Origin of the sequence: Helcobacillus massiliensis (assembly GCF_014191425.1) — a bacterium.
GTDB classification, from domain to species: domain Bacteria; phylum Actinomycetota; class Actinomycetes; order Actinomycetales; family Dermabacteraceae; genus Helcobacillus; species Helcobacillus massiliensis.
The window spans coordinates 52519-75989 of record NZ_JACHWP010000007.1 but is presented as its reverse complement, the minus strand read 5'-3'; the positions used below and the strand labels follow the sequence as shown (position 1 = coordinate 75989).

18 protein-coding genes are annotated in these 23471 nt (G+C 66.0%); 12 read left to right on the top strand and 6 right to left on the bottom strand.

The annotated features are described in order from the left end of the window. From FHX50_RS09405 to FHX50_RS09395, 3 genes are all read left to right on the top strand, one after another. Positions 1 to 855 (top strand): CE1758 family FMN-dependent luciferase-like monooxygenase (locus FHX50_RS09405; protein WP_183376922.1); only part of this gene is annotated, 855 nt, incomplete at its 5' end. An 88-nt stretch (positions 856 to 943) separates the two neighbouring features. Then, a complete protein-coding gene (locus tag FHX50_RS09400; protein WP_183376920.1) occupies positions 944 to 1687 on the top strand; it encodes a CE1759 family FMN reductase in 744 nt (247 codons plus the stop codon). A 367-nt stretch (positions 1688 to 2054) separates the two neighbouring features. Further along, complete coding sequence (locus FHX50_RS09395) at positions 2055 to 2939, top strand: Sir2 family NAD-dependent protein deacetylase (protein WP_246370971.1); 885 nt, start codon at positions 2055 to 2057, stop codon at positions 2937 to 2939. A 49-nt stretch (positions 2940 to 2988) separates the two neighbouring features. On the opposite strand, the gene FHX50_RS09390 is transcribed toward FHX50_RS09395, so the two are convergent. Continuing rightward, a complete protein-coding gene (locus FHX50_RS09390) occupies positions 2989 to 4863 on the bottom strand; it encodes a sugar-binding protein (protein WP_183376918.1) in 1875 nt (624 codons plus the stop codon). Next, positions 4851 to 5738: a PIG-L family deacetylase gene (locus tag FHX50_RS09385; RefSeq protein WP_183376916.1), complete on the bottom strand. Its 888-nt coding sequence runs from the start codon at positions 5736 to 5738 to the stop codon at positions 4851 to 4853. Before FHX50_RS09385 ends, FHX50_RS09390 begins: the two co-directional genes overlap by 13 nt. 261 nt (positions 5739 to 5999) lie before the next feature. On the opposite strand from FHX50_RS09385, the gene FHX50_RS09380 reads away from it, so the two are divergent. From FHX50_RS09380 to FHX50_RS09350, 7 genes are all read left to right on the top strand, one after another. Beyond that, on the top strand, positions 6000 to 7097 hold the full coding sequence (locus FHX50_RS09380) for an ROK family protein (RefSeq protein WP_183376914.1): 1098 nt from the start codon (positions 6000 to 6002) through the stop codon (positions 7095 to 7097). 73 nt (positions 7098 to 7170) lie between these two features. After that, entirely contained in the window at positions 7171 to 8238 is a 1068-nt protein-coding gene (locus tag FHX50_RS09375) for an extracellular solute-binding protein (protein WP_183376913.1), read from the top strand. Between the two features lie 40 nt (positions 8239 to 8278). After that, the gene (locus FHX50_RS09370; RefSeq protein WP_183376910.1) at positions 8279 to 9370 is read left to right on the top strand and encodes an ABC transporter ATP-binding protein; all 1092 of its coding nucleotides are present in this window, start codon (positions 8279 to 8281) and stop codon (positions 9368 to 9370) included. Beyond that, complete coding sequence (locus FHX50_RS09365) at positions 9367 to 11064, top strand: ABC transporter permease (RefSeq protein ID WP_183376908.1); 1698 nt, start codon at positions 9367 to 9369, stop codon at positions 11062 to 11064. The genes FHX50_RS09370 and FHX50_RS09365 overlap by 4 nt, the downstream gene beginning before the upstream one ends. A 71-nt stretch (positions 11065 to 11135) precedes the next feature. Continuing rightward, a complete protein-coding gene (locus FHX50_RS09360) occupies positions 11136 to 13604 on the top strand; it encodes a PfkB family carbohydrate kinase (protein WP_183376906.1) in 2469 nt (822 codons plus the stop codon). A gap of 193 nt (positions 13605 to 13797) precedes the next feature. Continuing rightward, positions 13798 to 15210, top strand: a complete 1413-nt coding sequence (locus FHX50_RS09355; RefSeq protein WP_221187320.1) for an APC family permease — start codon at positions 13798 to 13800, stop codon at positions 15208 to 15210. Positions 15211 to 15397: 187 nt separating this feature from the next. Then, positions 15398 to 16894, top strand: coding sequence for a hypothetical protein (locus FHX50_RS09350; protein WP_183376902.1), 1497 nt, complete (start codon positions 15398 to 15400; stop codon positions 16892 to 16894). 57 nt (positions 16895 to 16951) lie between these two features. Here the strand turns inward: FHX50_RS09350 and FHX50_RS09345 are convergent, their stop codons facing one another. After that, on the bottom strand, positions 16952 to 17449 hold the full coding sequence (locus FHX50_RS09345) for an NUDIX domain-containing protein (RefSeq protein WP_183376900.1): 498 nt from the start codon (positions 17447 to 17449) through the stop codon (positions 16952 to 16954). A 232-nt stretch (positions 17450 to 17681) separates the two neighbouring features. Here FHX50_RS09345 and FHX50_RS09340 point away from each other — a divergent pair, with 232 nt between their 5' ends. Continuing rightward, positions 17682 to 18338 carry a transaldolase family protein gene (locus FHX50_RS09340; protein ID WP_183376898.1) on the top strand — a complete coding sequence of 219 codons (657 nt, stop codon included), beginning with the start codon at positions 17682 to 17684 and terminating at the stop codon, positions 18336 to 18338. Between the two features lie 157 nt (positions 18339 to 18495). Here the strand turns inward: FHX50_RS09340 and putP are convergent, their stop codons facing one another. The 3 genes from putP to xylB form a co-directional block, all read right to left on the bottom strand. After that, positions 18496 to 20049: a sodium/proline symporter PutP gene (putP, locus tag FHX50_RS09335; protein ID WP_343064086.1), complete on the bottom strand. Its 1554-nt coding sequence runs from the start codon at positions 20047 to 20049 to the stop codon at positions 18496 to 18498. Positions 20050 to 20305: 256 nt separating this feature from the next. Next, positions 20306 to 20797 (bottom strand): hypothetical protein, encoded by a 492-nt coding sequence (locus tag FHX50_RS09330; protein WP_183376894.1) that lies wholly within the window; start codon positions 20795 to 20797, stop codon positions 20306 to 20308. A 200-nt stretch (positions 20798 to 20997) separates the two neighbouring features. After that, entirely contained in the window at positions 20998 to 22365 is a 1368-nt protein-coding gene (gene xylB, locus FHX50_RS09325) for a xylulokinase (protein WP_183376892.1), read from the bottom strand. A 127-nt stretch (positions 22366 to 22492) separates the two neighbouring features. Here xylB and FHX50_RS09320 point away from each other — a divergent pair, with 127 nt between their 5' ends. Continuing rightward, a complete protein-coding gene (locus tag FHX50_RS09320; RefSeq protein ID WP_183376890.1) occupies positions 22493 to 23440 on the top strand; it encodes a sugar-binding domain-containing protein in 948 nt (315 codons plus the stop codon). Positions 23441 to 23471: the final 31 nt, after the last annotated feature.

Sequence of the window (23471 nt, the reverse complement as noted above, 5' to 3'; positions counted from 1 at the left end):
CGCGGCAACACAGGCCCCGTCTACCCGTGGTTCGGCCAGGACATCCGCAGGGGCGTGGAGCTCGCGGTCGAGAACTACGCGCTGCTGCACGAACTGTGGCGCAACGACGTGGTGGACTGGCAGGGACAGTTCCGCACCCCGCTGCAGCAGTTCACCTCCACGCCGCGCCCGCTCGACGGCGTCCCCCCGTTCGTGTGGCACGGGTCGATCCGGTCCCCGCAGATCGCCGAGCAGGCCGCCTACTACGGCGACGGCTTCCTCCACAACAACATCTTCTGGCCCATCAGCCACACGAAGCAGATGGTGCAGCTGTACCGCGAGCGCTACGAGCACTACGGCCACGGCAAGGCGCACCAGGCGATCGTCGGCCTCGGTGGTCAGGCGTTCATGCGCCCCAACTCGCAGGACGCCGTCAACGAGTTCCGCCCCTTCTTCGACAACGCCCCCGTATACGGCGGCGGCCCGTCCCTGGAGGACTTCACCGCGCAGACCCCGCTCACCGTGGGCTCACCCGAGCAGGTGGTGGAGCGCTACCTGTCCATGGCGGACCATGTGGGCGACTACCAGCGCCAGATGTTCCTCATGGACCACGCCGGCCTGCCGGAGAAGACTGTCATGGAGCAGATCGAACTGCTCGGCACGACGGTGGTGCCGGTGCTGCGCGAGGAGTTCGCGAAGCGCCGCCCCGCCGACGTTCCCGACGCCCCCACGCACGCGGCCCGTGTGAAGGCCGCTGCTGAGGCGCGCGGCGCCGAGTTCGACTCCTCGTACCGCTTCGAGACCGGGGACAATTGGACCGGCCTCACCGCGGAGGCGCGCAGGGCTGAGGCCGAGCGCGGCCGGCTGAACGACTGATCCCGTCGGCCGGCCTTCCCGCTGGGCGGACCGCCCGCGCCCCGCTCCCGACCCCGCATTCGCATGTGACCATCCGAGGAGGCACTCCATGACACGCACTCTGACCATCGCCGTGGTGCAGGCGGGCCTGTCCACGCCGTCGTCCACGTCCCGGCTCGCCGACGTCCTGCAGACCGCTCTCGAGACCGAGGCCCGTTCGCGTGCGCTCGAGCCCGAGGTGACGCGGATCGACCTGCGGTCCATTGCGGTCGGGATCATGGAGGCGACGATCTCGCCGGTGAAGCCCGCCGCTGTGCAGCGCGCGCTGGATGCCGTGAGCTCCGCGGACGTCATCATTGCGGTGACGCCCACGTTCAACGCGTCGTTCTCGGGGCTGTTCAAGTCGTTCTTCGACCTGGTGAAGCCGAAGGCCCTGGCCGGTGTCCCGGTGATGCTGGGCGCGACCGGCGGCACCGCCCGCCACTCCCTCATCACCGACACGGCGATGCGGCCCCTGTTCTCCTACCTGCGGGCAATGCCGGTGCCGACCGCGATCTTCGCCGCGAGCGCCGACTTCGCCTCCGCGGACGACTCCCTCGCTGCGCGTGCTCGCACCGCCGCGGAGGAGGCGATCGTTCTGCTCGGTGTGGACGCCCCGCCGGCCGACGGGGCCGCCGACCCCAGTGGTGCCGGCGCTGGTGACGGCGCCGACGACAGCGCTGCTGACGGCGCTGAGGGTTCGTCTCAGAAGCCGGGCCGCGGGATCTCGGCAGCTGCGGGCCGCACGTCCGCTGCCGACGACTTCACCGACTTCGTCCCGTTCGGCGACCTGCTGAAGCAGATGAAGAAGTAGGCTCACTCCCCCGGGCCGCCGACCAGGGGCAGCCGGCCCCCGGGCCGCCGTGCCGGCCGGTTCCGTGCGTTTCAGCGCTCATTTCCTCGAACAAGAGCGCTGAAACGCATTCAATGGGTGCCGGGCAGGGCCTGGGGACTCGGGTCGGGGCCGGCCAAGACCGGCCGAGACCGGCCGCGACCGATATGCCGCACCGCGGTAGGTTGGGGCGCATGAGGATCCCGCCCGCTGGCCACGCCGGTTCCTGGTTCGCGACCGCGAGCACAACCCACTCCGCCTTCGGCCCGGATGACGCCCCCGCCCCGTCGGCCGCGCCCGCAGCGCCCCGCACCGGTCGCGGCCTGCCGCGTATGCCGGCGTGGGGCCCATGGACAGCGCCGAGTACGGCCGCACCTCCCCGCCGGAGGAGATCGAACGCGCCGTTCGCGTGCTCGCCGCGAACGGTCCCGTCGTGGTGCTGACCGGAGCCGGTATGTCCACCGACTCCGGCCTGCCGGACTACCGCGGCCGCACCGCCACGGCCCGCCAGCCGATGACGATCCAGGAGTTCACCGGCTCGGACCTGTCGCGCCGCCGGTACTGGGCGCGCTCCACCGTGGGTTGGCGGCAGTTCCTGCAGGCGCGCCCGAATCAGGGGCACCGCCTTCTCGCCGCGATCCAGGCTGCGTCCTCCCCGTTCCCGATCAGTGCTGTCATCACCCAGAACGTGGACGACCTGCACGAAGCCGCCGGCACGAAGCGGGTGATCCCGCTGCACGGGCAGCTGTCCCTCGTGACATGCCTCGGCTGCGGGCACCTGTCCTCCCGGCCGCTGCTGCACGAACGGATGCTGCTGCTGAACCCGGACTACGCCGCCCGGATCGATGAGCTCGCCGACCAGGTTGCGCAGGCGCCCGACGGCGACGCCGACGTGGACCGCACCCACGACTTCCGCTACCCCATCTGCGGGATCTGCGGCGGCATGCTGAAACCGGATGTCGTGTTCTTCGGCGAAGCGGCCCGCCCGCAGGTGGTCCGCGACTGCTACGCCACGATGGAGGAGGCGGGCAGTGTGCTCGTGCTCGGCTCCAGCCTCACGGTGCAGTCGGGGTTGCGGTTCGTGCGCGCCGCAGTGAAGGCGGGCAGGCCGGTCGTGGTGGTGAACGACGGCCCCACGCGGGCCGACGGAGTCGCTGCCGTGCGGATCGCGGGCCGCATCACCGATGTGCTTCAGCTGTGGTGCGGCGCTGAAAAGACAAAGACCGACGGGTAGCGAGAACGCCTCGATGACCCGTCGGTCCTTGACAGCCGGAAATGTGAAATCAGGATACTGAGCTGACTGCGGCGGCCACTCGCCCTTCGCTGTCGATGTAGCTCACCAGCAGCTTGTAGCCGCCGCTATCAGGTTTCTCCTCTGTTGGAAGAGAAATGGTCAGCTTGCCGTTCTTCACCTTCTGCTTCACGCTGCCAGCCACAGATTCGCCATCCCACAGGAATGCCCGAACCTCACCAGCGGAAGGGGTCCGAACCTTTGCAACCAGCCTCTTCCCGCGCCACTTGGCTGAGTCGACACGCAGATCACCCCGAGCCGGTGCGGCTCCGCCAAGCGGTACACCGTCTGCGGCGGATTGGATGATCGACTGGGGCGACTCTATGGAGAGGGCCGCCGTCCTTGGGAGGATGGGGTCCTTCGGGTTCGAACCGCCATCGGACAGCCCCTCAACTCGAAGCAACCCCCACCGCCACGGATCAGCTCGCATTCCGGGGAACGTCGACCACCCCACCCGGTCCTGAGCTGTTTTGTCCTGGGTGTCAGAATCGTTGATCACCACGTTGAAGCCCATATGTTCGGGGTCGATCGCGTCAGGCAGCACGACAAATGGAATCTTCACCTCGAGGTCATAGCCCGTGTACTCCTTCTCCGTCTCCGCCATGACCACTGCGACCTCCATCCCAGGCGCAGTCTCGCTGGCTTCACCTTGATGGTTGTCACGATCGCGCCCGACACCAGGGGCTCCAGTCATACTCCCCATCGACGGCATAATGCCTGCGATGAACGTGTGAGCTGTATTCGGCGCAGTCCCTCGTGGATCCACGTAGATCTCGACCGAGTCAGTTCGACGCTGCCGCTTGTTGTCCTCTGGAGGCAGGATGGTTCCGCGCACGTCGTCCTGGACTGATACGAAAACATACAGATTCTCGCCGTCGTGGCTGATCCGAGAGGTACCGCTGATGGTTTCCGTCGTTCCCCCCATCGGCGTCCCCTGCCACACAGTGTCGACAGGGAGGTCTTCGCCGGGGAAGACGGCAGGGTCCAGAACACCTGTCAGCGCCTTGGGCGGTTCGACCTTTGGAACCACCGACGTCGGGACCAGGTTCATGACGGTATTGCGCACGGCCACAGCTCCAGCGGATTCCGTAAGGATCGGAACCGGCCAGCTGCCACCGTTCTCGGCGCGGTTGCCGAACGGGATACTTGTGTCGACGTTCTCAAACCACACCGAGAAAGACTCGCGGCCACGCGGCTCGATCGAAGATATGTCCACCGTGTCAGGTTCCACACTGAAGCCTGCCGGGACCTGAACACTCACTCGTCCACGCTGCTCGCGGGACGAAAAACTCTCGACTACGATCTCCTCCTCATCGCGCCACCCCTGTGGCACCGAAAACAGCTCGGGAACGAGGGCATCGAGGTGCCGCATTCCAATGGACTTCGTCCACTCCCGGAAGTCAGCGATCTCCTCAAGTGGTGCAATGCTGGCCTCCAACGCCCCTGCTCGCCGAACAGGGGCGAAGCACTTGCCTGCTGTTCCATCCGGAAGGGCGAGCTCCGCCCAGATCTGCCCGGTCTCCCCGCTGTCACCCTTCGAGGCTCTGACCGTCAGTGGCAGTTCTACGACTTCACCCGCGCGCAGTGCTGGCATGGACAGCTCCGCGGGTTCCGCGACCCAACCGTCGGGCACAACCACCCGGACAGACGCCGACGGTAGGTCTTTCTCTGGCGGCGCCGTGATGTGAACGGCGACGCTTCGAGGGTCTTCGGCGACGAACTCGTACGCCGCCGGCTTCACTTCTAGGAGAAGGCCGAGCGGCAGTCCACCCGCGGACGCGGTCACCGCCCCCTCCAGGGCCGCCCCATCTCCGCTCCGCGGGTCCGAAAGCGGCGACTTGGAGTGGATGACGGTCAGCCAGTCCACTGGGATTTTGGCCGGGTCACTCGGGGCGGTGGCCGCAGATGCCACCCCTGCGTGACGTAGTCGTGGACCGAGTCATCCCGAACCGCAGACCAGCGTCGCCCTTCCCGTTCACTGTATGTGCCGTCCCAGGCTCCGAAGACGAGATCCGCATCGATAGTGGGAACGAATCCCTTCTTCACTGCATCAGCACCGGTGGCCCCCTCGCCGTTCGCACCTACGCGGAGGATCCGTCGAGGCGTCCAAGGAGCGAACCCTTCGTCAACATGCTCAGGGAAGACTGAGGGGTCACCCGCCTTCAAATAGGCTTCAACGGCGTACATTGCCGCCTGCTGATGATTGCCGTGGTTCCCTTCCACAGCTGACGGGTTCATGGTCAGGATGATCTCCGGCCGAGTTGCACGAATCACTCGGATGATCCGGCCCAGCAGCGCATCTCCGCCCCAGACCTCTCGAGACAGCGGCGCACTTGCGGTGTAGTAGAAATCCACCTCATCGAGATTGAAGACGTGTCGTACCCCAGCCCGTCCCACCGCCGTACGCTCTTCGGCTTCACGGAGACGCCCCAGAGGTGGGCCCTCTTCCAGCCCGACTGCATTGCCCCCTCCTTCACCGCGCGTAATGGTGATGACTCCGGCTTCGACTCCGTGGTATTCGTTCCATTGACCGAGTGTGGCCAGGGAACCGTTCTCGTCATCAGGGTGGGCTCCGATGAAGAGGACGTTGAGCTTCACAGAGTCGGGATCCTGTGCGTGCGCGCTAGCGAGAGCGTGTTCCGCCGGCGTCATGAGCGCGGCGCCAAGACCGATCGTGCCGACCGCCTGCAGTACACCTCTTCGACTCATCGCCAGGCTCCGGGTCGCGGCTGTCTTCGTCATATCAGTACCTCCATCCACCCCGTCGACTGTGACGGGATACATACTTCATACGCCGCAGTAAGCGACGAAGCAAGAGGATCGGTCCACAAGCCTTGCTCCTCGTCAAGACGAAAACCCATGATCCACTGGACTGCGCCCAACATCCGGGGTTGAAGGAGAGGTCTTGCGCGCCCACTTTCTTTCGCGTATAAAGTATCTATGTCAACGGAGACTCCGGTCACATTACAACCGGCACAGATGACGGAGGGACTCACTGCGGCAGTGAGCACCCTCCTGACCTGCGGCGCGCTGTCTCGCACTGAACTCGCGGAGATCACCGGCTACTCCCAGTCATCCATGACGACACCGATCAAGACACTGCTCGGCAACGGCTACGTCCAGGAGATCGGCCAAGCGAATTCAACAGGCGGGCGTCCCCGTACGCTGCTTCAGTTCAGGCGCTCTGCGGTTCGTCTCACGGTCATCGGCATCCAGTCCGGAGACATCGTGGTGCGCCAAGTGGACCTTGACCAGCAGATCTATGCCCAGATCCGCCGCCCCCTCGACCTCGGGGACCCCGGACAATCGCTCATCGCAGCCATCGAAGCCCTCCACTCCGTGACCACCGAACCGTCGCGCTGCGTCGTTCTGTCGCTCCCGGGAGTGGTGTCCGAAGAGGGGTACATTGCGCTCGCACCCGAGCTGGGAGACGCGGACCAAGCCACGCTCGCTGAACGCCTTCGATCCGCTCTGCGCATCGCCGTGATCATTGAGAACGATGTCAACCTCGTAGCTCTTGGAGAGTGCGGGCGCTTCGACGGCGACGCCGCGCTCATCTATGTGGGCGGCGGCATCGGCGGAGCACTCCTGGTGGACGGCAAGATCCACGTAGGGGCAACCCGTTCAGCCGGAGAGATCGGATTTCTTCCCTGGCGTTCGTCCAAACTGAGCGGGGAGGTGGGGCAGCTTGAGTCGGAATTCTCAATTCCCCGCCTGACCCGAGGGGCACGCGAGCTGGGTATCGATACCGAAGAGCATCGCCTCCTCGAGGATCTGATGACCTCCGAGAACGATGCCGCGAAGGGCCTTCTCTCCGGCGCACTTGATGCATGGGCCTATGCCTCCGCGGTGTACGTTTGCGTGGCGAACCCTCACACCGTGGTCCTTGCCGGTGCTCTCCCTCGCCTCGACAAGCCGCACAGATCAAAGCTCAAATCTCGCATTCGACGGCTCTGTCCAAGCGACGTCGACATTCGATTCGCCCAGCATGGAGAGGACGCCCTGGTCCGCGGCGCCATCAGTTGCATGGAGACCCGCCCCCAGCTGCTCCTAGAAGCAAGCGGCCCTCCGCACTCCGAGAGTCCGAAAAGCGGCCTTTGAGGACTTGTCCTTCTCAGAACTTCAACAAGTGCAGCCGACGTGACAATGCAGTCACCCCAGAAAGGAGAGATCAATGATCTCACGACGCAACCTCATCCGAGGAACCATCCTCGCCACCGCTTCCACAGCCGTTCTCTCGGCATGCGGACTCGGCGGAACCTCCTCCAGCTCCGGGAAGGGAGGTGATGCCGGCAAGCCCACGGCGTTCACGATCTACACCGCCCGCGACAAGGCACTTGCGGAGTCAGTCGTCGCAGACTTCGAAAAGGCCAATCCGAATTGGGAAGGCATGGCCACCATTCTCACCCTGGGCGCACAGGAAGCTCTCGAGCGCGTACGGGCAGAGAAGGCGAACCCGCAGGGAGATATCTGGTGGGGCGGCACCCGGCAGCAGCTCAGTGCCGCCGCGGCCGATGGCGTGCTCGCTCCAGCTCCTCAGGACATCATCGACGCCGTTCCCGAAGAATCCCGCGACAAGGACGGACTGTGGATCGGCGAAATGAAGCTCGCTGAGCTCTTCATGATCAACACCGACGTCATGTCAAAGGACAAGGCGCCGAAGGACTGGGACGACCTGCTCGGAGCTGACATGAAGGACAACCTCATCATTCGAGACGTGGAGGCGTCCGGCACCATGAGGTCCATCTACTGCGCCATGATCGACCGCGCCGATCCGAAGGCTCCTGAAGCCGGGTACGAATGGCTCAAGAAGCTTGACGCCAACACGAAGGCTTACGCCGCCAATCCCACCGATCTCTACCAGCGTCTGAGCCGGCAGGAGGCTCCGCTTTCCCTGTGGAATCTCCAAGACATCATGCTGCAGCACTACGGGGACTTCTCGATGCTCGACGCGGTTGTCCCCGAGTCCGGCGCACCGATGCTAATCGACGGCCTCGCCAAGATCAAGGACGGCCCCGGAAGTGCAGGAGCGGACAAATTCATCAGCTTCCTCATGAGTGAGGGCGAGCAGAAGAAGCTCGCCGAAGAGCAGTACCAGATTCCGACCGTGGAGCTCAGCGATGAGCCGAAGTGGCTCGCCGAGCTGGGGCTGAAGGAGATGGAAGTGGACTGGGACCGCGTCGCCGAAAACGAATCCGACTGGATCGGCTACTGGGCCCAGAACATCAAGGGCAAGGGCTGACGCCCCTCTGCCCACCGTCCGACCGCACTGAAGGAGCACCATGACCGGGGTCAGCCTCACCGACATCACCAAGGACTATGGCAGCGGGATTCCCTCTGTCAATTCGCTCAATATCGACATCGCCGACGGAGAGTTCTTCACCCTCCTCGGTCCGTCGGGCTGTGGGAAGTCCACGACACTCCGAATGATCGCTGGGTTCGTATCACCCAGTTCAGGTCAGATTCGTTTCGGTGATCGCGATGTCACGCGTGTGGCTCCGCATAAGCGCGACACCGGTATGGTGTTTCAGAACTACGCCTTGTTCCCCCACATGAATGTGGCCACTAATGTCGGCTATGGCTTGACCACGCGGCGCATTCGGGGGGATGAGAAGCGAAGGCTAGTCGCTGAGGCACTGGAAGTCGTGGGTCTCAGCGACTACGCCGACCGTGGCATCGGTCAGCTGTCCGGCGGACAGCAGCAACGTGTGGCCCTGGCACGCGCTTTGGTCATCGATCCGTCAGTACTGCTGCTCGATGAGCCTCTCTCCAACCTGGATGCGAAACTCCGTGAGGAGACGCGCGGGCATATCCGACGCATCCAAAAGGAGTCCGGCACCACCAGCGTCTATGTGACGCATGACCAAGCTGAAGCGATGGCCATGTCCGACCGCATCGCGGTGCTGCAGGACGGCGTGCTCCACCAGGTCGCCGAACCGCGTGAGATCTACCGATGCCCCGCGACAGCGTTCGTCGCCCGGTTCATCGGCCGTTCGAACGTCATCGACGGCACAGTGGAGGACGTCGACGCCCGATACTGCACGATCCGCCTCGACAGCGGCGGGGTCCTTCGTGCGCCCCGCGCCGCCAGGACCTCCGGCGACTGCCCAACCCCGGGAGAGAGCATCGCCGTTTCACTGCGCCCGGAATCGCTTGCTATCGGCCCCGCGAACAGCTCCGACGCTCCGGCCGCTGGTTCCCTCCGTGCTCGCGTCAAGTCGGTGGAGTTCACGGGAGCGACCTGCACGGTGACGACACAGGTCGGAGAGAGCGAGGTCCTTGTGTCCGTCCCCGATTCCAACACTCTGCCACAGCAGGGCGACGACGTTGACCTGACCCCGTCCCCCGAGAAGATCTGGATGGTGAATCGATGACGGCATTGAAAGGAAATCGGACCCGTCTGCAGACCAGCACGTCGTCGGACAGATTCGTCTATGTACTGGCCATCCCTCTAGCCTTCATTCTGCTGGTCTACATCGTCGTCCCGATGATTGCGACGCTGTTGACCTCATTCCAGAGCGGAGGCGACGTCTATCGGGACTTCACCTCAGGCACGTCGAAGTCGGCCCTGATCCTGTCCGTCCTCATTTCGCTCGGTTCCGTGGTGACCAGCGGGATAGTCGGAACATGTTTGGCGGTCCTGCTGACCCGTTTCCGATTTCCGGGCCGAGGCATCCTCAAGATTGTCGCCCTCGTCCCACTGGGCCTGCCGCCCCTCATTGGGGCTCTGTCGTTCTACTACCTGTATGGGTCTTCCGGGATCCTTCCTCGAGCCATTGCGAGCCTCACCGGCCTTCCAGCCCAAGCGGTTGCGTTCGACGGGATCGCCGGAGTCATGCTGGTGCACACGCTGACGATGTACCCCTACTTCTATCTGTCAGTGTCCGCGGGCCTCGCTGGGAGTGACGCTTCACTCGAGGAAGCCGCGATGAACCTCGGTTCCTCTCGTGCTCGGATGTGGCGCACTGTCGTTCTGCCGATGTTGACACCGGCCCTCGTCTCCGGAGCGCTGCTGACCTTCATGGTCTCCATGGCCTCATTCACCGCGCCGCAGTTCTACAACGTCAACACATTGACGATGCGCATCGTGGCCGCGAAGACGTCCGGAAACTACGAACTCGCGGCCGCACAGTCAACCGTGCTCTCGATCGTCTCGATCCTCTTCCTGCTGACCATGCGCTGGTACCAGAACCAACGATCGACACGGAGCCTCTCCAAGGGCACCCCGCAAGTCGCCACACCGCTCACCGGCGCTTGGGCGCGTGTCGCGGCAGGGCTGTGCTCACTGCTGATCGTCCTGACCCTGGCGGCTCCGGCCGCCACGATTGTCCTGCTGGCCTTCACTGTCGACGGAACCTGGACGACCCAGATCCTTCCTCCGCAGTACACGCTGCAGAACTTCGTCGATATCGCCTCGAACCCGCGCAGCCTCCGTCCGATATTGGTATCCAGCCAGATGTCGTTGCTGGCAATGCTGGCCTCGATCCTGATCGGCGTTCTGACCGCGTGGGTGGTGGCCCGTTGGCGCGGACGCGGAGCCAGCGTCCTTGATCTGATGATCATGCTTCCGTGGGCGCTGCCGGGCACGGTCGTCGGCATCAATATCGTGACGGCCTTCGCTTCGCCCACGCCGTTCAACCTTGGACAGGTTCTAGTCGGGTCCCTGTGGATCCTTCCCGTTGCGTACTTCATCCGTTTCGTCCCCCTCGTATTCCGGAACGCCGCGGCGTCGATCGCGCAGATCGACCCTTCCGTCGAAGAGGCCGCCCAGAATCTCGGGGCGACTCCCTGGCGCACCCTGCGCACTGTCACTCTTCCCTTGATGGCGCGAGGGGTGATAGCCGGCGCCCTGCTCGCATTCATCCAGGGGTTCGGTGAATACGTAGCGTCGGTCGTGATCTACCCCGCGCGGTTCACACCGCTGTCGGTCGAGATCTACAACCGGCAGTATGCGAACGAATTGGGTTCAGCCTTCGCCTACGGCGCACTGCAGATGGCAGTGATTCTCATCGTCCTGATCATCTCCGAGGTTGTTCAGAACCCGCGGCCGCACCGCGATAAGCGATAGCGGAACATGCGCCATGTCAAGCCGTCCCGGATGGCGGCGATCGCACCGAAGACAGTCTGAAAGGTTCAGTGGTGACCAGTACAAACCATTCCGCGCCCCTTCGAGACCGCGATGATCTGAGCATCTATTGGGACAACCACCTGCGGGTCGCCTTTGAAGAGGCGGCACCTCATGACCTGCCCGCAATGGTCGAAGCATCGATTGCACATGTCGTGATGCTTGGCGAGACGGAGGCTCTCCCCTCCGATCGCGCGAGCCGGCTCATCCGCGGCCTGCTTCGGCTCTGGGAATCCTGGGCGCCCACCAGCTCGGATTGGCGTCCACGTGTCCGCAGCTTTCCTTTCGACGGCGCCGTTGAAGATCCTTACTACTTCTTGGAGTCTGAGCTGGCGGCGGCCTGCGACATGGCGACCGCAGACCTGGATGTGCAGCTCGCTCGTAGCCGCAACGATTTGGACGCGGGAGTGTTCCGAATGGTTCTGCGTCGCGGCGTGCTCGATATCGCCGACATTCTGCTGCGGGCAGTCCAGGAGCTCAGCGACGCTGCCGAACGGAACCTGAGGTCGCTGATCATCGGGCACACCCACCGTCGTCCCGCCCAGCCGACCACCATCGCCCATGTGCTGAGCGGAGCCGCAGAGGCCCTGTTGTCCCAAGCGCATGAACTGCTGTCCGTCTACGACGAGCTCAACGTTTCTCCGCTCACGTCAGCCGCCTTCGCAGGTACTGACATCGCAGTCGACAGCCAGAGAATCAGCGATCTGCTGGGCTTCGATCGCCCATTCACATCCTCGTACGAAGCCGTGGCGGGAGCCGAGCACTTCATGCGCGTGGCCGCGATCCAGGCCAGAATCAGTGCAACCGGCGCTCGGTGGGCTCGCGTGGTGCAGGAATGGATGAACCTCGGGTGGATTGAGACGCCCGGGAGCTTCAGTCAGGGCTCCTCGATCATGCCGCAGAAGCAGAATCCTGTCGTGCTGGAGCACATGGTGTCGATGGCCGGCGCCGCGAACGGCGACCTGGTGAGTGTCTATTCGGCCATCGCCGCGGGATGGTACGAAGACTCGAACAACGCCACCACTGATGTGCAGAAGCACCTGTGGGCATCAGTGGAACGGACAGTCAGGTTCCTTCGCCTGTTCGCCGGTGTCGTCCGCGAGATCAGACCGCTTCGACTCCCGTCCAGCGCACAGATCGTCTCCTCCGGCGCCACGACGACGGCAGTGGCCGAAGCCCTTGCAGTCCACGGTGTCCCATGGCGAGCAGCCCATGACGTAGTCGGCTCCCTCTTCCGCGCCGGTGAACCCGCGACCTGGCACTCTCAACAAGTGGAGGCCGCCCTGCGGAGCGCGAGCATTGAGGACTCGGACGGCACGCTCGCATCCATTGTGATGTCCTCGGGCAATGAACCAGAGAAGATCCTTGCCCGGGACCAGGACGGCAGCCCTGGCGAAGCCGCACAGAAGCGGACCATCAACGGCGTGCGTCAGCGTTGCCGGGAGATTCAGCAGTCATTCGGGGATCGGCGCCAGCACATTGATGATGCCCGATGCGACTTGATGACCCTTGCGCGCGAGCGCGGAGGACGAGCTCCACGGACTCGGATCAGCGTTATCGGCAATCTGAACCCTGACGTGGTGATTCATGGTCGCGCTGATTTTCCGGCCCCCGGAGAGGAAGAGGTCGTCCCGGAGATCGACCTGAGGATCGGCGGGTCCGCCGCCAACACGGCGCTGCGTTCAGCTCAGCTCGGCGTGCCCACAACGCTCACAGCTCCCGTCGGTTCTGATCCAGGTGCTGATCTGCTTCGTGGCTTGGCGCAGGAGGAGGGACTGGAGCTCAACCTCGTCACTGTGAATGGCTGCACCCCCATCACTGTTGCCGCCGAAGCAGCACATCGGGATCGGTCGTTCATCTCGTCGCTCGGTGCCCTCGCGGAGTTCGGTCCTGAAGACGTCGACGATCAGGCTCTCAGCGCCGGTTGCCTTCTCCTCAGCGGCTATTTCCTCCTGCCTCACCTCCAGGGGAAGCGGCTGGCTGCGTTGCTCGAGCGAGCTCAGCAGCTCGGGGCCATTACGGCGCTGGACATGGGCCATCCGGCTGGTGGATGGTCGGAGAGGCATCGTGTAGGCCTGTTCGAACACGTCTTCCCCCACCTCGACATCCTGTTGCCCAATGAATCCGAAGTCCTCGGTCTCACCGGTGCGGCGACGGCTCGTGATGCCCTGGATCGTTTCGCCGACGCTCACCCCATGGTCATCACGAAGATGGGAGAGCAGGGCGCGTTGGTTCAGTCGGGGCCGAGAGGACAGCGACGCGTCACGTCGGTTCCTGCTCCCAGAGTCAGTCCGGTGGACACCGTCGGCGCGGGGGATGCGTTCAACGCCGTGTTCCTCACCGAATTCATGCGGCACAAGGACCCAGAAGAGGCAGCACGCACCGCCGTTTCGACGACTTCACGAGCGATTTCTCTGCCCTCATCGCTCCGGGACGATGTGTTCCGTAAGCACCGCACGGACAGAGGCAACGACTCGGTCTGACGAGCGGCCGGTTCCAACCGCGTCGGCAACCGACATCACTGTCAGACCGGCACCCCCGAACGACCGTGTGCTGGCACAATGGGCCCCATCCCTGCAGTGACGTGGGTCTCCTTCCCGCGTGGCTGCGCCGGCTGACGACAGCATTCGTCGGCCTCCCCCCCCCGCCCCGCGAAGGAGTCTCCCCGTGTCCTCGATGAAGAAGACCCTCGGCCTGCCGTCCCTGATCGCGCTCGGCGTGGCGGGCGTGGTCGGGTCCAGCTGGATCTACACGTCCTCCACGTTCTTCGCCGACGTCGGCGCCGGCGGCATGATCCTCGGCCTGCTGGTCGGCGCCGCGCTCGCCGCCTGCGTGGCCCTCGCCTACGGTGAGCTGACCAGCGTGATCCCCCGCGCCGGCGGCGAAGTGGTGTGGTCCACCGCCGCCCTCGGGTACCGCGCGGGCTTCGCCACCGGCTGGTTCCACATCGGCGCGTACATCGCGTCCCTGTCCTTCTACGTCACCGCGTTCGGCACCCTGCTCAGCAAGTACCTGCCGGTGTTCGAGTCGATGCCGCTGTACTCCGTGAACGGGGAGGCGGTCACCCTGCCGGTGCTGGCGGTGGGGATCGCGCTGGCGCTGATCGTGTTCGCCCTGAACTGGTTCGGGGTGGGGCTGGGTGCGCAGCTGCAGGTGGCGCTGTTCGTGATCATGCTGCTGATCGGTGCGGCGCTCGCCGTGACCGCGGTGTTCGCCGGTTCGCCCTCGAACCTGTGGCCGGCGTGGTCATCGGGCCAGGCGCCGCTGGCGTCGACTGCGCGGATGGTGGTCCCCGGCATCACGTACGTGGTCGGGTTCTCCCTCGTGGCGGTGCTGGCGGAGGAGTCGAGCCTGTCGCCGCGCCGCGTGGGCCGCGCCGTGGTGCTGACCGTCGGCATCGCGGCGCTGTTCTACACCACCGTGCTGCTGGCGACCGCAACGGTGATTCCGTGGGAGGAGGTCGCCCAGATGGACCTCGGCACGATCGATGCGTTCACCACGGCCGGCTTCCCGCTGCTCGGGTTCGGCGCGTTCCTCATCGCTGTGCTGGGCCTGGTCACCAGCTTCATCGGCCTGTTCGTCGCCTCCTCACGCGTGGTGCTCGCACTCGCCCGCGCCCGCATGCTGCCGGGCTCCCTCGCCGAGGTGCACGCCGGCTCCGGTGTTCCCCGCAATGCGCTGCTGTTCGTCCTGGTCATCACGATCGTGCTGGGCCTGCTGGGGCCGGGCGCCATCATCTGGTTCCTCGATGCGGGCGGCGTGTTCCTCGGGATCGTGTGGCTGCTGGTGGTGGTCGCGAAGTACCGCCTGCCGAGGCGGTTCCCGAACGCGCAGTACACGTACCGGGCGCGGCCCGCGTTCCTGCCGGCGATCGGTGCAGTCGGTGCAGTGCTCGTGATCCTGTTCTCGCTGATCCCGGGCACGGGCCTGACACTGCAGTGGCCGGTGGAGCACATCATCCTCGCCGGTTGGGCGCTGCTCGGCGCTCTCATCTACACCCTCACCGACCGGCCCCAGGGCGCGGACAGGGACGAGGCGCTGGATGAGCTGCTCGGCGCGGAGGCGTCAGCGGCGCTGCGGGGGCAGTGAAGCACGCCTCCAACGCCCGGCGGCCATCGTCACCGCACAACGCGGCAATCGAAAACGGGCATACCCGCACACAATCGACGCGTGCGGCATAGCATAGGGACATCCCCCGCGCCCGCATCGAACACCGGCTGAGCAGTCCTGCATCCGTGCTCGCGGCCGGGCGCGCCACTGCTCCCCGGAAGTCGCCATGCCCGCACCGCTCACCGCCCGCCTCACCACACTCACTGGCCGCGCACGCACCGTTGCGCTCGCAGTCCTCCTCACCGTCGCCCTCGCCGGCTGCGATGACCTCACCTTCGGCAGCCCCGATGCACCCGCCTCGCCCCCGTCGGGCTCCTCCCCGGGGTCCGGCGGCGGCTCTGATGGCGGAGGGGCCGACGGAACCCCGGCGTCCGCCGAGCCTGCGCGCCCCGCGAGTTCGATGGATCTGACAGACGAGCAGAAGGCGCAGGTTCCGTCGGCCGAGACGATCATGAACAGCACGCTGGATGTTCCGGGCGCCTGCGCTGCCTGGACCAATGCGCCCGAGGGCGATCTCAGTGCCGCGTCCATGAAGTTCGCGGGCAACGAGCCGGTGTCGATGGCGTTCACTGACGGGTACTCGAAGCCGATGTCATCCGGCCGTACCGTCTATGTGGATCCCGAGGTGGTGCAGCCGATCCTGTTCGAGGGGGAACCCGCCGTCCTCGTACAGCTGTCCTGCCGCTCGAGCGGGCATGACGCTGCTGTCACCCTCGCCGTGTACAGCGCAGATCTGACGTACATCGGCGAAGCGAACCGACTCAGCTCCGAGTTCTACGACACGGTCCGCAGGGCCGCCGGCGAGGACACTGTTCATGAGCTGTCCTACGCCGAGAACATCAGCATCGACGGCAGCACCCTCTCATTCACGATCCCGCACGCGTTCGGCTACGCCGATTACGAGATGTGCGAGTCAGCTGAGGAACGCTGCGACAAGGCCCATGAGCTGAAGGTCAGCTACACCCTGGAGAAGGGCGAGTTCGCGCTCGAAGGCGCCGAGGACGTCTCCCCGAATGCACCCTCCGGGACGTACGGCATCTGGACTGAGGACAAGGTCCGCAACGCCACCCTGCCGGTGGGCGCCGAGTGCGGCTCATTCGGCTACTACTACCAGGCTGACCAGGACGGCAAGGCTCCGAAGCCGGAGCGCACAGCGTGGGGCGAGAAGTACTACGAACTCACGTTCGTGGACGGCGAGGCGAAGAACCCGGACCCGGACCAGCACGTGGGCGGGGCGATGGTCAGCGTGGACAAGGTGCACCGCGTGGAGAAGGACGGCAAGGGGTACATCCTGGCCGAGCTGTCCTGCACCGCCGGCGGCACCGGGTACTGGCGATCGATCTCCGTGTTCTCCGCGGACGGCGAGTTCCTCGGTTCGGCGGGCTCGACCGACGGCCCGAACTACCAGGCCGCGATCGAGAAGGACCCGCAGGTGGACTATGCGGAGATGCGCGGCAGCGAAGTCACCTCGTTCGACGGATCCGTCATCACCATCCATGCCGTGGACATCCGCACGGTGAAGGACCCGTCGGACGCTCCCCACGCCTACATGGGCACCGGCACCGCGGACATCGAACTGACGATCACGCCGGGCAAGGGCCTGGTGATCACCGGCCTGACGGTGGAGGCGCCGGACCCGGAGGACAGCGACGCCAACGGGTGAGGCTCTCGGCGCGAGCGCGGGCAGGCGCGGGGCCAGGCGCGCGGGCGGCCGCGCCGATCAGTACCCGCGGCCGTCCTGGCCGATGAGCGCGGGCTCCGCCTTCCCGTCGAGGACGTCGAGGGCGTAGAGGGTTCGCCGGCCTCCCCAGTCGGACAGCAGATGCGCGTCTTCGCGGTCGATGAGGCGCCAGTCATCGAGCTCGGATTCCTGCAGGCGGATCGTCGCCTCGAGCTCCGCGGCGGGCATGACGCCGGCGTCGAAGATGAAATGGACGCCCATGGTGGAGCCCTGGGCGATGTGCGACGGCACCCAGTTCGCCACGAGCATGCGGCCCGCTGTCACCGTCAGACCGATCTCCTCCAGCACTTCGCGCTCCGCGGCGATGCGGGCGTCCTCACCGCCGTCGACCCCGCCGCCGGGCAACAGCCAGTGGTCGCGGTAGTTCGGCTTCTCGATCACGAACCGGCCGTGCTCATCGCGGAGGATCACGGAGCCGGACGCGTGGATGGACGGCAGCTGCTGGTAGAAGTACGGGTCGGGCAGGAGCTCGTTCATGCCCCCACGATAGCCAGCGCGCCTGCCCCGCCCCTCACCGCCCGGAGTCCGTCGGCCCGCATCCCGCGCGCCCCGGCCCCGTCGGCCCGCACTCGCGCCCGGCCGCCCACCTGCGGAACTCCCCAGTGCCGACGGGTCCCGCCGACTAGCATGGGAAGCGCCCTCGCGGCCGCCCGCACCCGGGCGAGGACCGCGCACACCCAACCACCCTGCTCACACGCAAGGAGACCAGGTGCTCTTCATCAACTCCGCTCGCCCCGGTGACCTCGACGACCTCATGCAGTACGGCCTGTTCAACGGCGTCACCACGAACCCGCAGGCGCTGCGCGCGGCCGGACTGTCCCAGCGCGACATCCCCGCCCTCTACGACCACGCGAACCGCCTCGGCGCGCAGACGTTCTTCGCGCAGGCAGTGGGCGGCACGCACGGCGAGCTGCGCTCCAGCGCGGAGGAGATCCTGGAGCTCGGCCTGAACGCGAGCGTGAAGATCCCCGCCACGCCCGACGGGCTCCGGGTCGTCAACGACCTCCAGGGCGCCGGTGAGCGCATCCTTCTCACGGCCGTGTACCACCCGGCGCAGGGCGTGCTGGCGCATGAGCTCGGGCTCGGCTGGATCGCACCGTACGTCGGCAAGCTGAACGACCTCGGCGTGGACGGTGTCGCCGCCGCGATCGAACTGCACCGCATCCTGACGGCGCGCGAATCGGAGACGAAGGTTCTGGCGGCGTCGATCCGCAGCCTGGACCAGATGTCGGCGCTGTTCGCGGCGGGGATCCCGGCGGCCACGCTGGGGCCGGAGTTCGCGCACCAGCTGCTCGCCAACGAGCATTCGATCGCGACCTCGCATCAGCACCTCGAGGACGCCTGGGCGCACGACGCGCTCGGCTGAGCCACGGCGCCGAGCCGCTCCGCCCCCACGAACAACGAAGCGGCCCGCCTGACTCAGCGTCAGACGGGCCGCTTCTCAGCGCTCAGGGTGCAGCGCTCTGTTCTCAGCACTCACGGCCGCGCCCCGCGCGGGGCCCGATCCGTGGCGCTGCAACCGGTCACACCGCGGTGGAGTCCTTCACTGCGGCGCGCTCGGTGGTGGCGGTCTCCATGTGGCGGAAGCCGGCGAGGGCTTCGCGACCCGGAGCCTTGGTCAGCAATGACACGACGACCGCAACGATGAGGCACAGCAGGAAGCCGGGCACGATCTCGTACAGCGGCTCCGGCAGTGCGCCCCAGAGGTTGGCGATGCCGTTGGTGGTCTGCTCCGCGTCGATGGCCTGGCTGCTCTTGCCCCACACGAAGGACACCACGGCGCCGGTCACCATGCCGGCGAGGGCACCGATGTTGGTCAGTCGCTTCCAGTAGAGGGAGAGCAGCACGATCGGGCCGAAGGCGGCACCGAAGCCGGCCCAGGCGAACGCCACGAGGCCGAGGATGGTGGACTCGGGGTCGCGGGCGATGTAGGCGCCGATGATGGCGATCACGAGCACGCCGATGCGGCCGAGCCACAGCTTCGCGTTCGCCGACAGCTTCACGCCGGTGCCCACGAGGTCCTCCACCAGGGCGGAGGAGGTGACCACGAGCTGCGAGGAGATGGTGGACATGATGGCTGCCAGGACGGCGGCGAGGACGATGCCGGCCAGCAGCGGGTGCATCATGATCTGGGCGAGGTCCAGCACCACGTTCTCCGGGTCGGAGAGGCTCATGTCCGGGTTCTGCTGGAAGTAGGCGATGCCGGCCATCGCGGTGGCGATGACGCCGAGCACACACAGGACCATCCAGCCGACACCGATGACGGTGCCCATGCGGGCGTCCTTGGAGGAGCGCAGCGCCATGAAGCGGATGATGATGTGCGGCTGGCCGAAGTAGCCGAGGCCCCACGCCGCGGAGGAGATGACGCCGATGACGGTGGCGCCGGTGACGAGGGAGCCGAAGTCCGGGTTCACCTGACCGACCGATTCGAACATCGCGCCGGGGCCGCCGACTGCGCCGATGGCGAGGGTCGGCACGATGAGGAGGGCGGCGAGCATGATCAGGCCCTGCACCATGTCAGTGTAGGTGGCGCCGAGGAAGCCGCCGAACATCGTGTACAGCAGGGTGATGCCGGCAACGAGGAGCATGCCGATCCAGTATTCGCCGCCGAAGGCGGAGACGAAGAACTTGCCGCCGGCTGCCATGCCGGAGGACACGTAGAAGGTGAAGAACACCAGGATGACGAGGCCGGAGGCGACGCGCAGGAGACGGGTCGTGTCGCCGAGGCGGTTGTCGAAGTAGCTGGGGATGGTGATGGAATCGCCGGCGACTTCGGTGAAGCGCCGCAGACGTGGGGCCACGAAGATCCAGTTGAGGGCGGCACCGGTGGTCAGACCGATCGCCATCCACCCTTCGACGAGGCCCGACATGTACAGCGCACCGGGCAGACCCATCATCAGCCAGCCGGACATGTCGGAGGCGCCGGCGGAGAGCGCGGCGGTGAAGGGGCTGAGGCTGCGGCCGCCGAGCATGTAGTCGTCGCCGCTTCGGGTCTTCCTGAAGGCGTAGAACCCGATGCCGATCATCGCGAGGAAGTACAATCCCACCGCGATGAGTTTGAACGTGAGGTCAGACACGAAGTCTCCTCTCGATTGGGGAGCGGGCCGTCTCGGCCCTCGTGAACGCATGTGACCCTATCGTGAAGACCGCCGCGCTTGTGCCGTGGGCCATTCGTGGGGAGCTTCGTCCCGTCCATGTGTCTCACATGCCGGAAGTCCGCAGGTCAGGGGCGGTGCGAGGGCGGGCATGACTCCGGGCACAGTGGACCGGGCTGCGTGGGTGATGGACCGCGGCGACGGGCCGACGGGTGCCGGCCCGCCGCCGGGCTCAGGGTCAGTGGGCGGGTCCCGTCGGCCCGTGGTGGCCGGCGCGGTCGGCGCGCTTCTGCTCGTCGGCGGCCTGGAACCACGCGTTCGAGCGCGGCAGGAACAGCAGGGCCAGCAGCACGAGCGTCAGCAGGGTGGTGAAGACCCCGGTGCCGGTCGCCGCCCCGGCCACGATCGGGTCGGTCTCCGTCGAGGAGGGGGTGGCGTCCATGATGATGCTGAACAGGGTGGTGGCGAGAAGCAGCCAGCGCGCCCAGTTCTGCTGTTCGCGGATCTTCAGCAGGGCGATCACGGAGACCACGCTGAGCAGAAGGGCCAGCGCGATGATCACAATGCCGACCAGCAGAAAGCCGATGCCGGCAGGGCCAGCGGCACCGATCGCCGGGAGGCCGAGGAGGAGAGCCGGCACACCGATCAGCATGACCAGCGCGGCAATGACGAGCCCGATGATCAGCAGGATCAGGTTGGTGACGTAGCTGATCGCGGCCTCCGTCGGCATGTGGCGGACGGCGAAGAGCTTCCCGAACCAGCCCGGCTCGGGGAGGAATTCGCGCAGGCTGCGCGGCAGGACGGGGAAGGTGAGACGGTAGCCGGAGAAGTCGAACGCGGACGACGGCTGGTCGGCAGGCTACTGGTTCGGCTGGGTGGGCGGCGGCTGGGCGGTCATGAGGAGCTCCTTTGCGCGGGCAGAGTCTCAGCTCATCCTCGCACTTTTCGGTAGTGTTCGAGGACTTCTGGCGCATGGTCAGCTTCCATCAGAGCGAGTGCCGGCCCTTGCCACACGGGCGGCTCCTGGGCGCCGGACAGCGCCCAGGCCGCCTGCCGCGCTGCGCCCAGCGCAACGTACTCTGCGGTCGCCGGCACGTGAATCGGCAATCCGAAGACCATCGGAGCCAGTTCCCGAACAGCGGCAGACTTCGACCCGCCGCCGATCAGAAGCAGACGATCGGCACTGCGTCCCGCCGCTGCTTCAACGAAGGAGACGGCATCCGCAAGGGAGCACAGCAGCCCCTCCACAACGGCGCGGGCAATGTCCTCACGGCGATGCTGACGGGTCAGTCCGTGCAGAGTGCCCGTCGCCGTCGGGCGGTTCGGTGCACGTTCACCGTCCAGATAAGGCACGAAGACCGCCCCGCGTGCACCAGGGACGGACCGCAGTGCAAGCTCGGACAGCTGGTCGTAATCGACTCCGAGCATCATGCATCCGAAGTCGAGAATCCGGGAGGCGTTCAGCGTGCAGGCGAGCGGCAGCCACCGTCCAGTCGCATCTGCGAAGCCGTTGACCGCACCGGTTTCGTCCCGTGCAACACTATCGGCGCGCATCGCCGCCACCCCCGACGTCCCGACGGAGACCGACATGTCGCCCTCAGCGAGCCCAAGGCCCAGTGCTGCCGCCATGTTGTCGCCGGTGCCGGGGGCGATCACAGCCCCGGTCGACGTCTCCCCCACGACCGCATTGGGGTGGTGCGCGATCGTTGGGCGGGCGAAGTCGCGCCCGAGTGCATGCACGGCCAGCTCCGGATCCCAGTCGTCCTGTTCGGGCGAGAAGTATCCCGTCCCTGACGCGTCACCACGATCAGTGAACCAGCCTCCGGCTGCGTCCAAATGGTGATTCAGCCAGTCATGAGGCAGTACCACGCGGGCGATGCGGGAGGCGTTTTCCGGCTCGTTGTCGCGCACCCACCGAAGCTTGGTACTCGTGATCGAGGCGACGTGCACCGACCCAGTTGCTCGGACTGCAGCAGCGGGCCCACCCAGTTCAGAGATGAGGTCGTCGGCTGCTCCGGCGCTGCGGGTGTCGTTCCACAGCAGCGCGTCGCGCACTGGCAGCCCCTGTGCGTTCAGCGCGACCATTCCATGCTGCTGGCCGCCGACGGCGACAGCATCTGCCCTGGGCATCAGCGGTCCGATGACTTCGTCCATGACAGCCGACCAGACCCGAGGATCGACCTCCGTGGAATCCGGATGGGCTGCACGGCGCTCCTCGATGACGTGGCCGCTGTCCGCGTCCACCAGGAGTGCCTTGGTGGACTGGGTCGATGAATCAATGCCGAGAACGAGTGCCATGACGGGCCTTTCTGAGACTGCGACTCCACAGTATCGATCGGGTGGAGGTGACCTTGCGGTTGCCGTGGATCCGCCTACACTGAGGCGACGGCAGGGGGCCGCTCTGCGGCATGGTGGAAGGGGAACAGTGCTCGAAACGCGGTACGACCTGCGGGCTCTGCTGCGAGCCGCAACGCTCTACTACGAGCACTCCCTCACCCAAGCGGACATCGCGAAGGACATGGGAGTCTCCCGTCCCCTGATCTCGAAGTACCTCGCTGAGGCGCGGCGCATCGGCCTGGTCCGCATCGAGATCGTGGACCCATTCGCCAGAGACAAGGCACCGCTTGAACTGAAGCTCGCGACCGTCCTCGGCCTCGCGCACGTCCGCATCTTCATGGGTGAGGACAGCGATCTGGAGATGCGGGGGCTCGCTGCTGAGCTCGCCGCCGAGCTGCGCGAACTGGCTCTGCCCCCAAAATCGGTTGTGCTGCTGTCCAGTGGGCAGACCATGTACTCCGTGGTGCTGACTGATCTGTTCCCAAAGCTGCCCGGAGTGACGCTCGTTCCCTCGGTCGGCGGACAGCGGGAGATGGAGCCCTGGTTCCAGACCAATGAGATCGTCGGCATGATGGCGCGCCGGACCGGCGCCACCGCGGTGCCGATCTACGCTCCGGCGATGCCGAGCCGTTCCCTCATGCGCACTCTTCTCAAGGAACCGGACTTCCAGGAGGTGCAGGCCCTGTGGGGCCGGGCAGATGCGGCGCTCCTCGCCATCGGCGCGCCGCTGCGCGCTCGTGATTCGGTCACCAGCGTGATCCCTGTGGAGAACCCCATGTTCGATCACGCTGTCGGTGATGTGAGCTTGAACTTCTTCGATCATGAGGGCCGCATCCTCGAGTTCCCAGGCAGTGACCATCTCGTCCATACCGGAGCCGACACGCTTCGCCGCGTCCCGAAGCGCATCGGCATCGCTCGAGGTGAGATCAAGGCGACCTCGATCCTTGCCGCGGCGCGCAACGGACTGATCAACTGTCTGATCACCGATGCCCGGACCGCTCGAGCGGTGATCGATGTGGCGGGCGACGACGCCTGACCGCACGGCGGAATCGAGTCGAGCTGAGCAC

What these genes read in the sequence shown, in the direction of transcription:
- FHX50_RS09400 (WP_183376920.1), top strand. Translation starts at nt 944, where the DNA reads ATGACACGCACTCTGACCATCGCCGTGGTGCAGGCGGGCCTGTCCACG.
- FHX50_RS09395 (WP_246370971.1), top strand. Translation starts at nt 2,055, where the DNA reads ATGGACAGCGCCGAGTACGGCCGCACCTCCCCGCCGGAGGAGATCGAA.
- FHX50_RS09385 (WP_183376916.1), bottom strand. Translation starts at nt 5,738, where the DNA reads ATGACGAAGACAGCCGCGACCCGGAGCCTGGCGATGAGTCGAAGAGGT.
- FHX50_RS09375 (WP_183376913.1), top strand. Translation starts at nt 7,171, where the DNA reads ATGATCTCACGACGCAACCTCATCCGAGGAACCATCCTCGCCACCGCT.
- FHX50_RS09370 (WP_183376910.1), top strand. Translation starts at nt 8,279, where the DNA reads ATGACCGGGGTCAGCCTCACCGACATCACCAAGGACTATGGCAGCGGG.
- FHX50_RS09365 (WP_183376908.1), top strand. Translation starts at nt 9,367, where the DNA reads ATGACGGCATTGAAAGGAAATCGGACCCGTCTGCAGACCAGCACGTCG.
- FHX50_RS09355 (WP_221187320.1), top strand. Translation starts at nt 13,798, where the DNA reads ATGAAGAAGACCCTCGGCCTGCCGTCCCTGATCGCGCTCGGCGTGGCG.
- FHX50_RS09350 (WP_183376902.1), top strand. Translation starts at nt 15,398, where the DNA reads ATGCCCGCACCGCTCACCGCCCGCCTCACCACACTCACTGGCCGCGCA.
- FHX50_RS09345 (WP_183376900.1), bottom strand. Translation starts at nt 17,449, where the DNA reads ATGAACGAGCTCCTGCCCGACCCGTACTTCTACCAGCAGCTGCCGTCC.
- FHX50_RS09330 (WP_183376894.1), bottom strand. Translation starts at nt 20,797, where the DNA reads ATGCCGACGGAGGCCGCGATCAGCTACGTCACCAACCTGATCCTGCTG.
- xylB (WP_183376892.1), bottom strand. Translation starts at nt 22,365, where the DNA reads ATGGCACTCGTTCTCGGCATTGATTCATCGACCCAGTCCACCAAGGCA.